The sequence below is a fragment of the Streptomyces sp. S4.7 genome (genome assembly GCF_010384365.1).
In the GTDB taxonomy this organism is placed as follows: Bacteria; Actinomycetota; Actinomycetes; order Streptomycetales; family Streptomycetaceae; genus Streptomyces.
The window spans coordinates 3,568,829-3,581,959 of the sequence record NZ_CP048397.1 but is presented as its reverse complement, the minus strand read 5'-3'; the positions used below and the strand labels follow the sequence as shown (position 1 = coordinate 3,581,959).

At 71.4% G+C, this 13,131-nt stretch carries 7 protein-coding genes and 5 pseudogenes; 6 read left to right on the top strand and 6 right to left on the bottom strand.

The annotated features are described in order from the left end of the window. Positions 1-2: 2 nt before the first annotated feature. Entirely contained in the window at positions 3-1,730 is a 1,728-nt protein-coding gene (locus SSPS47_RS15795; RefSeq protein ID WP_239064925.1) for an asparagine synthase C-terminal domain-containing protein, read from the top strand. Between the two features lie 588 nt (positions 1,731-2,318). Here SSPS47_RS15795 and SSPS47_RS15790 read toward each other — a convergent pair. The 3 genes and pseudogenes from SSPS47_RS15790 to SSPS47_RS15780 all read right to left on the bottom strand — a co-directional run bounded on the left by SSPS47_RS15790 (position 2,319) and on the right by SSPS47_RS15780 (position 4,307). Continuing rightward, entirely contained in the window at positions 2,319-2,966 is a 648-nt protein-coding gene (locus SSPS47_RS15790) for a hypothetical protein (RefSeq protein ID WP_239064924.1), read from the bottom strand. Between the two features lie 85 nt (positions 2,967-3,051). Further along, positions 3,052-3,234, bottom strand: a pseudogene (locus SSPS47_RS15785) (LysR family transcriptional regulator); the annotation flags it as partial. A gap of 110 nt (positions 3,235-3,344) precedes the next feature. After that, positions 3,345-4,307, bottom strand: coding sequence for a YafY family protein (locus SSPS47_RS15780; protein WP_164251660.1), 963 nt, complete (start codon positions 4,305-4,307; stop codon positions 3,345-3,347). A gap of 63 nt (positions 4,308-4,370) precedes the next feature. Here SSPS47_RS15780 and SSPS47_RS15775 point away from each other — a divergent pair, with 63 nt between their 5' ends. Continuing rightward, on the top strand, positions 4,371-5,528 hold the full coding sequence (locus tag SSPS47_RS15775) for an epoxide hydrolase family protein (protein WP_164251659.1): 1,158 nt from the start codon (positions 4,371-4,373) through the stop codon (positions 5,526-5,528). Between the two features lie 267 nt (positions 5,529-5,795). Here the strand turns inward: SSPS47_RS15775 and SSPS47_RS15770 are convergent. Further along, a pseudogene (locus tag SSPS47_RS15770) lies at positions 5,796-6,280 on the bottom strand (class I SAM-dependent methyltransferase); the annotation flags it as partial. Here SSPS47_RS15770 and SSPS47_RS15765 point away from each other — a divergent pair. From SSPS47_RS15765 to SSPS47_RS15755, 3 genes and pseudogenes are all read left to right on the top strand, one after another. Further along, positions 6,281-6,868, top strand: a pseudogene (locus SSPS47_RS15765) (ATP-binding protein); the annotation flags it as partial. Beyond that, a pseudogene (locus SSPS47_RS15760) lies at positions 6,865-7,351 on the top strand (response regulator transcription factor). The pseudogenes SSPS47_RS15765 and SSPS47_RS15760, both read left to right, overlap by 4 nt. Before the next feature lie 1,233 nt (positions 7,352-8,584). Next, positions 8,585-9,136, top strand: a complete 552-nt coding sequence (locus SSPS47_RS15755) for a restriction endonuclease (RefSeq protein ID WP_239065275.1) — start codon at positions 8,585-8,587, stop codon at positions 9,134-9,136. A 547-nt stretch (positions 9,137-9,683) separates the two neighbouring features. On the opposite strand, the gene katG is transcribed toward SSPS47_RS15755, so the two are convergent. Further along, a complete protein-coding gene (katG, locus tag SSPS47_RS15750) occupies positions 9,684-11,927 on the bottom strand; it encodes a catalase/peroxidase HPI (protein WP_164251657.1) in 2,244 nt (747 codons plus the stop codon). A 316-nt stretch (positions 11,928-12,243) separates the two neighbouring features. Between katG and SSPS47_RS15745 the strand changes: the two genes are divergently transcribed. Then, on the top strand, positions 12,244-12,654 hold the full coding sequence (locus SSPS47_RS15745; protein ID WP_164251656.1) for a Fur family transcriptional regulator: 411 nt from the start codon (positions 12,244-12,246) through the stop codon (positions 12,652-12,654). An 8-nt stretch (positions 12,655-12,662) separates the two neighbouring features. Here the strand turns inward: SSPS47_RS15745 and SSPS47_RS15740 are convergent. After that, a pseudogene (locus tag SSPS47_RS15740) lies at positions 12,663-12,761 on the bottom strand (HNH endonuclease); the annotation flags it as partial. Between the last annotated feature and the right edge of the window lie 370 nt (positions 12,762-13,131).

Sequence of the window (13,131 nt, the reverse complement as noted above, 5' to 3'; positions counted from 1 at the left end):
CTGTGACCGCCGATGATCCGGCGGGGCAGGTGGCGGCCATGGGCGGCCGTCCCGTACCGACGCGGGCAGGGCGTCACGCGCTCGGTCTGCTCGACGGGCCCGGCGCCGCTGCGGGGCCGTACCGGGTGGGCGAGGTGTACGCGATCGGCGAGGTCACGCTCCACAACGCGCCCGAACTCCGCGCTCGGCTCGGAGCGGCGGCAGCCGGCCCCGTCCCCCACGACTGCTCGGACGGGGAACTGCTCCTGCGCGCCTATGTCAGGCTCGGCGCCGCCGGACTGGCCGCCGCCGACGGCATGTTCGCCCTCGCCATCGCCGAGGGCGACGAACTCGTCCTCGTACGCGACCACATGGGCGCCCGCACCCTCTTCCACGCCCGCGCCGGTAGGGGCGACCGCGCCGCATGGGCAGCCTCCACCTCCCTGCGGGCGCTCCGGGGCTGGCCGGCGCTGGAGACGGGACTGCATCTCCCGGCGGTCCGGTCGTTCCTCACCTTCGCGTATCTCCCGGGCAGGGAGACCCTGTTGCGCGGGATCCACGAGGTGCTGCCGGGGCGGTGCGTACGGCTGAGGCCCGACGGCTCCTCGGCGGAGGAGACGTACTGGGAGCCGGCCGAGGTGGCCGACGAGCGCCCGGCCGCCGAACACGCGCGTGAGCTGCGCGAGTTGCTGGAGTCCGCCACCGCGCGGCGGCTGCCCGCCGCCGAACCGGTCGGCGTACTGCTCTCCGGCGGTGTGGACAGCAGCCTGGTCACCGCGCTCGCCGCCAAGTTGCACGACCGGACCGTCAGGTCGTACTCGATCAGTTTCGGCGGCGACGCCCCGAACGAACTCGCCTACTCCGGACTGGTCGCCGCCCACTGCCACACCGAGCACCGGGTGCTCACCGTGCCGGGCGAGGCGGTCGCGGCGCGGCTGCCGGAGACCGTCGCGCTGCTGGACAGCCCGGTCGGCGACCCGCTCACGGTGCCCAATCTGATGCTCGCCGGGGCCGTCGCGGCGGACGGTATGAGCGTGGTGCTCAACGGGGAGGGCGGCGACCCGGTCTTCGGCGGCCCCAAGAACCTGCCGATGCTGATCCACGAACTGCACCGCGAGGAGGCGGGCGTGGACTCCAGGGCGCGGGCCTACGTGGACTCGTACCGCAAGTGCCACGTGGACCTGCCGGTGCTGCTGACGCCCGGTGTGCTCGCCGAACTGTCGCAGGCGCCGCCCGTCACGGATCTGCTGGCGCCGTATCTGACGCGGGGGCGGATGACCAGCCTGCTCAACCAGTTGCTGCACACCAACCTGCGGACCAAGGGCGCCCACCACATCCTCACCAAGGTGGAGCGCATCACCGCGTCCCAGGGGCTGGAGGGCCGGGCCCCGCTGTTCGACCGCGCGGTCGTCGACCACGCCTTCCGGGTGCCGCCACGGCTGAAGCTCGCCGGTACGAGCGAGAAGTGGATCCTCAAGGAGGCGGTACGGGACCTGCTGCCACCGACGATCGTGGACCGGCCCAAGAGCGGGATGCGGGTGCCGGTCCAGCAGTGGCTGGACGGTCCTCTGCGCGAGCTGGGCCACGACCTGCTGCTCGGCAGGTCCGCGCGTGCCCGGGGCCTGTTCCGCGAGGACACGATCCGGTCGTGGCTACGGGGAGAGGGGACGCTGCTGCCGCGCCAGGGCGGCAAGTTGTGGCTGGTCCTGACGCTGGAGCTGTGGCTGAGGTCGTTCGAGGTCGGCGCCTGAGCCGGTGTCGGGCGCCTCGACCCCTCGGGCAGGCGCTGTCCGACCCGGCGCCTGTCCTGCGATGCCATGGCCACCTCCCGGACGGACGCCCCCTCCGAGGGCGCGGGCGAACTCGACGCGCTGCGTGCTCTGCTGGCCACCGCCAAGGCCCCGCGGGCCCGTAAGGCCGTACAGGAACTCCTCGTCCGGGCGGATGACGCCCCGCCCGTCGACCCAGCCCGGGCCCTCGCGCTCGCCGCGCGTTTCGCCGCCCTCGGGCAGCCGAGCACCCACGCACTCCTGAAGCTCTGGCCCAAGGTCGCCGACCCCGACGGCTTCGCCGAACAACTCCTCGCCCCCGCCTACGCGCGCGAGAACCGCACCGACCTCAAGGTGAGCAAGACCGTCCCCGAGGGCCTGCGGCATCTCGCCCCGGTCCTGCGCACACTCCATCTGGACCGCTGCGCCGGGCTCACCGACCTCGCGCCGCTCGCCGAGTTCACCCGGCTCATCAGCCTTGATCGGGGCGGCTGTCCGGGCTTCGACGATCTCAAGCCCCTCGCCCGGCTCACCGCCCTGGAGAGCCTGCGGACGTGGAGCCGAGGGCACCTACCCTTCCTGCGCCCTCGCCCAGGAGTGGTAGTCCGCGATCACCTCGGGCGGGTTGGCCTCTTCGGCGAGCCGGTCCAGCTCTTCGGCCCGGTACATGTCGAACGGCAGGATCGGTACAGCCCGCCCGAGGACTTCGGTGAGCTTGCCGCTCGTGTGCAGATGCCGGGCCAGATCGACGCACGCGTCGTCGAAGTGGGCGATCAGGAGATCGTTTCTGGCCTCTTGCTCCTCGTCGTCCTCCTCTTCCGCCGTGTCGTCGTCGGCCCTGTCGTCGCCGGGCCCGTCGAAGTCCTCGTACCAGAGTCCGAGTTCCTTGATCTCGGCGAGGTGCAGGGCGGCTCCCACAGGATCGTCCGCCGGTTCGGGACCGTGGCCGACGATGCCCGCCGTCTCGTCCGGCGGCCAGTACGCGTAACTCCAGCGCACCTCACCGGGATCGGAGGCCGAATCGCCCTGTGCGGCCAGGACGCGCCGTACCTCGCTCTCGGTGTTGTAACCGATCGCGAGGTACGGGTGACGCCAGTCCAGCGAGTCGTGCCGCCAGATCCGGAAGGAGATCACATAGATCTCGGGCCTGAGCGGCACCGGAAGCGCCTCCAGCGCCCGCTCACCCGCCCGTCGCATGTGCTCCTGGAACGCCGTCATGGCGGGCACTTTCGCACATCGCGCGGCACGGGACCGCGCCGGGGCTCAGCCCTCCTTCGTGGAGTACGAGTGCGCGCCCGTGCCCGCCCCCGGGTGTCAGCCCTTCGAAGCGCCGGCCGCGCCGCACGATGGGCACGCCGAGTTCGTGCTCCAGCTTGCGTATCGCGGCGGAGAGGGAGGGCTGCGAGACGAAGCAGGCGTCGGCGGCCCGCGCGAAGTGCCGCTCGCGGGCGAGCGCGACCAGGTACTCCAGCTGCCGTAACAGCACGACGGCCCGCTCCCCTCCTCCTGGTCCGCCATCCTCACCCATCGGGAGCCGTTGCGGTACGGGTCCGCGGCCACCGACAGCGTGCCTCCCCGCTACCGGACCTGCCACGGTCATCCGGGCGTCGACCGCCCGTACCGCGCCGCCAGGTCCCTCAGGTGGGCGATCAGTTCGGGTGGTTCGGTGACGTCGAAGTCGTGGCCCAGCATGCCGAGGTGGACGGCCAGCGTCTCCAGCGAGTCCGCGCCCGTGTCCAGGACGCACGTCGTCGCGTCGATCGCCTCCACCACGCCCACCGCCGGGTTGATCCGCTCGACGACCGCCTCCGCCGGCGCGTGGACCGTCACGCGGGCACGGTGGCGCCAGGCCGCCGCCGAGACCCGGCGGGAGACGTACGCGGCCACGTCGCCGTCCGGCGCCGGGCGGGGGGTGAAGCGGGGACCGGCCGGGAGGCGGGGATCGATCCGGTCGACGCGGAAGGTCCGCCAGTCGTCGCGTTCGACGTCCCAGGCCACCAGGTACCAGCGCTGGCCCCAGTTGACGACCCGGTGCGGTTCCGCGACACGGCGCGTGGACGCGCCGCTGTGGTCCCGGTAGTCGAAGCGCAGCCGCTCGCAGTCGCGGCAGACCGACGTCAGTGTCGTCAGCAGGTCCGCGTCCACCTTCGGGCCGGGCCGGTCGGCGGGCACCGGGACCGTGTACGTACGCAGCGCCTCGACGCGCCTGCGCAGCCGGGACGGCAGCACCTGCTGGAGCTTCGCCAGGGCCTGGAGCGAGGTCTCCTCCACGCCCGCGATGGCGCCCTCGGCGACCGTACGCAGGCCGATCGCGACGGCCACCGCCTCCTCGTCGGCCAGCAGGAGCGGCGGCATCGCGGTGCCGGCGGTCAGCCGGTAGCCGCCGGTGGCGCCGCGCGCCGCGAGGACGGGATAACCGAGTTCGCGCAGCCGGTCGATGTCGTTGCGCACCGTACGTCCGCTCACGCCGAGCCGTTCGGCCAGCTCCGAGCCCGGCCAGGCGCGCGGTGTCTGGAGCAGGGAGAGCAGGCGCAGGAGTCGTGCGGAGGTTTCCAGCATGAGTGGCAGCCTGTCCTGTATTCAGGAACGAAGTGTTCCTAATGAGACTCTACTGTTCTGTCCATGGAGAACAACAGCGGCGGCAGCCGCACCAGTGCCGATGTCCGCCCCTTCCGCATCGAGATCCCGCAGGCCGAACTCGACGATCTGCGCGACCGGCTGCGCCGTACCCGCTGGAGCGACGAGGTCCCCGGTGCCGGCTGGACGCGCGGTGTCCCGGTCGGTCATCTCAGGAAGCTGGCCGCGCTCTGGGCGGAGGAGTTCGACTGGCGTGCGGCCGAGGCGCGGCTCAACGAGTTCCCGCAGTTCCGCACCGAGATCGACGGCCAGCACATCCACTTCCTGCACGTGCGGTCGGCGAACCCCGCCGCCACGCCGCTGCTGCTGATCCACGACTGGCCCGGCTCCTTCACCCAGTTCGCCGAGGTCGTCGGCCCGCTGACGAGCGATTTCCATGTCGTCGTCACGTCGACGCCCGGCGTCGGCTTCTCCGGGCCGCTCAGCGCTCCCGGCTGGAACAACGGCCGGATCGCGGGCGCGTTCACCGAACTGATGTCCCGCCTCGGATACGAGCGTTACGGAGTCCAGGGCGGCGGAGGAGGCGCCTGGATCGCCACCGAGATGGGCCGGCGGGCGCCGGAGCGGGTGGTCGGAGTCCACGTCAACGGCTTCATCACCTTCCCCTCGGACGACCCGGCCGACTTCGACGGGCTCACCGAGGGCGAACAGGCGCGCCTCGCCCGCCTCCAGGAGTTCCGGGACGAGAAGATGGGCTTCAACGCCATCCAGTCGACCCGCCCGCAGACCCTCGCGTACGGGCTGACCGACTCGCCCGTCGGCCAACTCGCCTGGATCGTGGAGAAGTTCAAGGAGTGGACGGACACCGAGGCGGAACTGCCCGAGGACGCGGTCGGCCTGGACCAGCTGCTGACCAACGTGAGCGTCTACTGGTTCACCGGCACGGCCGGGTCCTCCGCGAACCTCTACTACGAGTCCGCGCACGACCGGGCCGCGTGGGCGCCGAAGGAGCGCGGCACCGTCCCCACGGGCGTCGCCGTCGCGCTGCCGACCGACATCGCCGTCCGCCGGTTCGCGGAGCGGGAGCACAACGTCACGCACTGGAGCGAGCTGGAGCGTGGTGGCAACTTCCTCTCGCTGGAGCAGCCCGAGCTGTTCGTCGCGGATGTGCGCGCGTTCTTCCGCTCGGTCGGCGCGCTGTAGGGGGCGAGGGGAGCGTTCAGCGCGGTGGGCGGCGGGAGTTCGCCCCGGCCCACCGCCCACCGCCCGGCGCTCGCGCCGGCCGAACGCCTCGGCAGGGAGCTGGTGTTGTTCCCCGGCGGCCGTGTCGGCTACGCGCAGTGGCCCGACGAGTTCGGCCTGCTGCTCCGCACGGTGCTGGCCGGGTCCGCGCCCGCGAGGGTGGCGGAGGGCGCGGCTGCGTACGGCGCGGTGGCGGAGGGCGTGGGACGACGTGTGGGAAGCGGGCTGTCAGAGGCCGCTGCCGCCGTGGGTGACGCGGATCTTGGACTGGCCGTGCGGCAGCTCCTCCCAGTCCGGCATGAAGCGCGCCGTCAGGCCGTGCTGCCCGGCCAGGGAGATCAGTGTCTCCGTGCGGTAGTAGAAGTCCTCCCGCAGGACCTGGTGCTCCTTGCCCTCGGTGCGGTCGAAGGTGAAGTCGAACCAGCCGCCCGGCGCCAGCACCCGGCCGACGTGCGCCAGGCACTCGTCGATCACCGGCAGCGGTGAGTGCGAGAAGACGCTGTGCGCGTGGACCACGTCGAAGTGGGCGTCGGGGAGGAAGCTGAACTCCAGGTCGCGGACCGGGGTGAGGGTGGGGAGGCGGTCCTGGAGCCCTTGGCGGACGAGGGTGTCCTGGGCGGCGGCGAGTATGTCGGGGGAGATGTCGATCCCGTAGTAGTGCCCCGGCTCCAGATGGCCGATGACCGCCAGCCCGCGCGCAGGTTGCCGCAGCCTGGCACACCGACCCGGACGCGGCGCGCGGACACATGCGGGACGCGGCCGGGATCGCGTCCCGCAGCCTCACCGAGGCACGCCGGTTCGTCCACGACCTCGCCCCGGCCGACCTCGCCGAACGGACGCTCGCCCCGGCACTCGCCGCGCTCGCCGAACGAGAGAGCGGTGCGGGGCTGACGGTGGTCCTCCACCTGGACGGCGCGCCGGGCCCGCTGCCGGAACGGGTCGAGGCGGCGCTGCTGCGCATCGCGCAGGGCGCGCTGGCCAACGTGCGCGAGCACGCGGGCGCGACACGGGCCGCGCTGACCCTGACCTGCCTGGACGATCAGATCTCCCTGGACATCGCGGACGACGGCCGCGGTTTCGCGGTCGCGGCGCCGGCGGACGGCGCGACCGCCGGCGCGAAGGGGCGCCCCGGGCGCGGGCACGGGCTGCCCGCGATGCGGGTCCGGGCACGGCAGTTGGGCGGCACGCTCACGGTGGAGTCCGAGCCGGGCGAGGGCACGGTCGTAACGGCGGCCGTACCTCTCGCTGCCGTTCCCGCTCCCGCCCCCGCGCTCGACACATCGGGAAGGGGCACCTCATGAGTACGGGCGCGGAGTCGCCGGAGCCCACAACTCCCGTACGGATCCTGCTGTGCGACGACCACGTGGTCGTACGCGCCGGTCTGCGCGCGCTGCTGTCCAGCACCGACGGCATCGAGGTGGTCGGTGAGGCGGGCAGTGGCGAGGAGGCGCTGGCGGTGGCGGCGCGCGTACGGTCCGACGTCGTACTGATGGACCTCCAGCTCGGCGACGGCATGGACGGCGTGACGGCCACCAGACATCTCGGCGCCGGTCGCGGACCGGGTCCTGGCCCAACTGCGGAGCCCGCGCCCCGCCTTGTCGGAGCGGGAGCTGGAAATACTCCGGCAACTGGCACGCGGACTCGGAAACCGCGACATCGCCCGTGCGCTCTTCATCAGCGAGGCGACGGTGAAGACCCATCTGGGTCGTATCTACGTCAAGTTGGGGGTCGACACCCGCTCGGGGGCGGTGGCACTGGCGAAGGAGCGGCGCCTGCTGTCCTGAGAGCCGCTGTCGTCACGGCCGCTGTCCTCAAGGGTGCTGTCCTGAAGGCCGTTGTCCGCCGATCGCGGTTCGGCACTCAGCGGTCGACCGTCCACGCCGCGTCGGCTGGCGGTCCGCCCGTCGCGAGAACATGGCGGACGATTCGAAGCGCCTCTTCGAGAGGCACGGTGTCCTCGTCCGGATACTCGTCGCTCTGCCCGTTCGCCAGGACGAATCCGTCGCTCCAGCCCTCGGCCCCGGGTCGGTGGCGTGCTCGCCCGGGTCTCCCGCACCGTTCAGGAGCATCACCATCGCGCGCTCGGCATTGGTCACGACGGCGAGCAGCCGACCGGACGACCCGGCCAGCCACGACTCGAACGTCCCGTGCGCGACCCTGCGCCGGAGTACCGCGATCGCGTCGTCGGGAGCCACGGGAAGGGCCCCGTCCCCGCATCCGTCCCCGTGCCAGTGCCCGTCCACGAACGCCCACGACTCGACCACGGTCACGTCCTCGTCCTCGTCCTCGTTCTAGTCCTGGTCCTGGCACTCGGCGCCCAGTGCCCGCGCCCCCGTCCATGTCCAGCAGCGCTCCCCGGTCGAACGACGCGTCGAAGACCGCATCCCCGAGCGCGTCGCGCGCCACGGCCGATATCCGGTCCACGTCCCGGCGCTCGGCGGGCGGCAGCAGCGTCGCGGACTGGCCGTACCGGCCGGCCGCGGCCCGTGCTCCCGCCAAGCCCTCCAGCGCCAGTGCGACGGCTCTGGGGTCGCCGAGGGCGACTACGCCACGGAGACGTCCAACCTCGACATCAACGCGGTGGGTCTCGCCAACATGCTGACCGCCACCAAGGCCCAGGCCTCGGCGTGGAGCTGCTGGCCCCTCTCCAGACCCTCTTCGAGAGCCAGATCGCACAGGGCCACGGCGCGCAGAGCCTCGCCCGGACGATCGAGTCACTTCGAGCCGCGCGCTTGACGCCCCGTTGGCCGAGAGTGGCCTCTTTCGCCGCGCGCATCCCCCCGGCCAGACTCTCCGGGCCAGGGGGATACGGCCACCACGGCCGGAGTTGGGGGACACATGACGCTCGGGGACGCATGACGAGGAAGCGCCGCCGCAGGCGGCCGTCGGCCGCACGCAGACGGTACGAGTCGCGGCGGGGCGCCCTGTTGAGCGGTGGCGTCCTGGCGCTGCTCCTGCTGGCGACCTTCTGGGCCGAGATCTGGCCGTACGTCGTCGGGACCGCCGTGACCGGTGCGATGGGCGGCGCGCTCTGGTGGCTGTGGCGTACGGACCGGCTGATACGCGGCCGGGACCGCCGGTGGCGCGAGGCGGACGCGATCGGGGCCTGCCAACGGTCGCTCGCCGAGGTGGACGCCATGAGCTGGCAGGAGTTCGAGCGGTACGTCGCCGACCTGTGCCGACGCGACGGCTGCACGGACGTCGAGGTCAGCGGCCGGTCGGGCGACCTGGGCGCGGACGTGACCGGGACGCTGCCCGACGGCCGGCGACTGGTCGTCCAGTGCAAGCACTACGCCCCGCACCGCTACGTCCCCAGCGGCGACATGCAGAAGTTCGTCGGCACGGCCTGGCTCCACCACAAGGCGGACGTCGCGGTGTTCGCGGCCACCTGCCCGTTCAGCAGGCCCGCACTGTCACTCGCGGTCCAGCACGGCATCCTCGCCGTCCACCGCGACCTCCTGGGCCTGTGGAACACGGGCACCCCACTGCCCGAACTGCTCCCCCTGAACGGCACGGGCCAGGGCGACCACACCCACCGCAGACGCTGGAAGAACACGTACGGCAGCTGACCGACGTCGTCAGCGTTTCTTGGTCTTCCGCTTCTGCCGCGGAGTCCATTCGCCCCTGTGCGTCTGACAGCGTGAATAGCCGATCATCGCCGGCTTCTGGCACGGCTTGCCGGTCGTGGTCTTGGTCGATCCGCACTTGACCTGCTTGCCCATTCGTCCTCCCGGGATCACGGGCAGTACGCCGAACACCATCGTCCCTGGGGAGCATCGGCCACGGAAGGCGCGAGGTGCGCCGTATCCCGACATCCCCCTGCATTCGACCGATTCACGGGCCCCTGTGACCGGTTCCCGCCGTCGGGCCCGGGACCTGGCTGTTTGCCCGGGTGCGTTGGTGACCATGATGCGGGTCCAAGAAGGCGTTCACATCGAGCAGTTCGGTGACTGGTCCCGGTGCTCGTACGGTCTTTTCCGCCTCGGTCATGACGGCAGCTGACGGCGCCGCCGACGTACGCCCCGTAGAACGCGAGACGGCCGGGTCGCCCGTGAGTACGGGCGACCCGGCCGAAACAGTCGGCTCAGGCGCTCAACCGTCCTGAGACCCGGCCGCTCAGACGAGGTCGAACCGGTCGAGGTTCGAGACCTTCGTCCACGCCGCGACGAAGTCCTTCACGAACTTCTCCTTCGCGTCGTCGCCCGCGTAGACCTCCGCGAGCGCGCGCAGCTCCGAGTTCGACCCGAAGACCAGGTCGGCGCGGCTGCCCGTCCACTTGACCTCGCCGGTGGCGGTGTCGCGGCCCTCGAAGGTGTTCTCGTCCTCGGACGTCGACTTCCACGTCGTGCCCAGGTCGAGCAGGTTGACGAAGAAGTCGTTGGTCAGGGACCCGGGGGTCGCCGTCAGTACGCCCAGCGACGACTGCTGGTAGGTCGCGCCCAGGACACGCAGACCGCCGACGAGGACCGTCATCTCGGGGGCGCTCAGGGTCAGCAGGTTCGCCCGGTCGAGCAGGAGGTACTCGGCGGGCAGCCGGTGGCCCTTCCCGAGGTAGTTGCGGAAGCCGTCGGCGAACGGCTCCAGCGCCGCGAACGACTCCACGTCGGTCTGCTCCTGCGACGCGTCCGCGCGGCCCGGCGTGAAGGGCACCTCGACCTCGAAGCCGGCGGTCCCGGCGGCCTGTTCGACGGCCGCGGCTCCCGCGAGCACGATCAGGTCGGCGAGCGAGATCCGCTTGTCGCCGCCCTTGGCGTCCTGCGCGGAGTTGAAGCTCTCCTGGACACCTTCGAGGGTACGGAGCACCGTCCCGAGCCGGTCGGGGTCGTTGGCCTCCCAACCGATCTGCGGCTGGAGACGGATACGGGCGCCGTTGGCGCCGCCGCGCTTGTCGCTGCCGCGGAAGGACGAGGCGGACGCCCACGCGGTGGAGACGAGCTCGGAGACCGGCACGCCCGCGGCGAGGACCTGCTCCTTGAGAGAGGCGATGTCCTCGGCGTCCACGAGCTGGTGGGTGACCGCGGGCAGCGGGTCCTGCCACACCAGCGTCTCGGCCGGGACCTCCGGGCCGAGGTAGCGCACGACGGGGCCCATGTCACGGTGGGTCAGCTTGAACCACGCGCGGGCGAAGGCGTCCGCGAACTCCGCGGGGTTCTCCAGGAAGCGCCGCGAGATCTGCTCGTACGCCGGGTCGACGCGCAGCGCGAGGTCGGTCGTGAGCATCGTCGGGGCGTGGCTCTTCGACGCGTCGTGGGCGTCGGGGACGGAGCCGGCGCCGCCGTTGTCCTTCGGCCGCCACTGGTTGGCGCCCGCGGGGCTCTTGAACAGCTCCCACTCGTAGCCGTAGAGGATCTCCAGGAAGCTGTTGTCCCAGGTGATCGGGGTGTTCGTCCAAATACCCTCAAGACCACTGGTGATGGTGTCGCCACCCTTGCCGGTGCCGTGGCTGTTCTTCCAGCCGAAGCCCTGGTCCTCGATCGCGGAGGCCTCCGGGTCGGCGCCGACGCTCTCCGCCGGGCCCGCGCCGTGGGTCTTGCCGAAGGTGTGGCCGCCCGCGATGAGCGCGACCGTCTCCTCGTCGTTCATCGCCATCCTGCGGAACGTCTCACGGATGTCGCGGGCCGAGGCGAGCGGGTCCGGGCTGCCGTTCGGGCCCTCCGGGTTGACGTAGATGAGGCCCATCTGGACCGCACCGAGGGGGCTCTCCAGATTCCGGTCACCGCTGTAGCGCTTGTCGTCGAGCCAGGTGGTCTCGGGACCCCAGTAGACGTCCTCCTCCGGCTCCCAGACGTCGGCGCGACCGCCGGCGAAGCCGAAGGTCTCGAAGCCCATCGTCTCCAGGGCGACGTTTCCGGCGAGGATCATCAGGTCGGCCCACGACAGGCTCTGGCCGTACTTCTTCTTGACCGGCCAGAGCAGCCGGCGGGCCTTGTCGAGGTTGCCGTTGTCCGGCCAGCTGTTGAGCGGCGCGAAGCGCTGCTGCCCGGCGCCGGCGCCGCCGCGGCCGTCACTGATCCGGTAGGTGCCGGCGCTGTGCCAGGCCATCCGGATGATGAAGGGGCCGTAGTGACCGAAGTCCGCCGGCCACCAGTCCTGCGAGGTGGTCAGGACCTCGGCGATGTCCTGCTTCACGGCGGGCAGGTCGAGGGACTTGAACGCCTCGGCGTAGTCGAAGCCCTCGCCGAGCGGGTTGGCCACGGCGGGGTTCTTCGCGAGGATTTTCAGGTTCAGCCGCTCGGGCCACCACTCGCGGTTTCCGCCGCCCTGGGTCGGATGGGGGGCCCGCCCGTGCGCGACCGGGCAGCCACCGCCCGCCTCCTCCGACTTCGCGTCTACGACGATTGCATCATGGTTGTCAGACATTGAAATCCTTCCGGACCAGGCGGATCAGAGGTGCTCTGGAGAGGCAGTGGCTGTCGGACGCGGTCGGGCGGTGCCCCCGCCGACCAGGCTTGACGTGGCGTACGGGCTCTGCCGCGTAAGCGAGTGGGGAGCCCCACACGGCCCCACACGCGACGTTCCTTGGCTATTCGCCGGAACCGATCCTACGATGGACGGAGTCCAAGTCAAGAAGCGAGCTAAACGTACATCCAGTAATAATCCGGACGTCCGGCGGATGTCCGCCGGTACTTTCGGAATCCACTTTCGGATTCTCGCGAACGCGAACAGGTGAACCGACATGAGCGACCTGCTGGAGAGACTACGAGGGCGCGGCTGGCGGATGACCTCCCAGCGCCGGGTCGTCGCGCAGGTGCTCGACGGCGACCACGTCCATCTCACGGCCGACGAGGTGCACGCGCTCGCGGCGTGGCGGCTGCCCGAGATCTCCCGGGCGACCGTCTACAACACCCTGGGCGAACTGGTCTCCATCGGCGAGGTGATCGAGGTCTCCACCGAGGGCCGCGCCAAACGGTACGACCCCAACGCCCACCGCCCCCACCAGCACCTGATCTGCTCCGACTGCGGCACGATCCGCGACGTCCACCCGACCGGCGACCCCCTGTCCGCGCTCCCGCCGGAAGAACGGTTCGGCTTCACGGTGTCGACGGCGGAGGTCACGTACCGGGGGCTGTGCCCGGCCTGCGGCTAGGGGGTGTCCTGGTCGAACAGCTTGTGGTGCAGCGCGCAGAGACAGAGCCCGTTGTCGATTTCGTCCGGGCCGTCGAACGCCCACCAGCGCACGTGCGCGGCCTCCAGTCTCCTCAGCGAGCCCGCCAAGGCAGTCGAGGCAGCCCGGGGGACTGTTCACCCTGCTGCGCACCCTCGACTTCGCCCGGCTCTTCGGCCAGTTCGACTGCGCCGCCGACTGCGCCGCCGACTGCGCCGCCGACCACGACAAGGTCGACATCGACCTGATCCCGCCCCCATCCGGGACGTTCCGTCCCGCAGGCTCAGCGGCGAACTCGCGGGGAAGCCGGTGACCCGCTCGACGCGGGGCCCTTGTCTCAACTGGGGCTCAGATCCGTGTAACGATCGCGCTCAGTGGGCCCGTGGGCCCGGTGGATGGGCCCGGTCTTGTGACGCGCATCACTCAACGGTGCGTAAAGGGCGTGGTAGGACTGCGTAA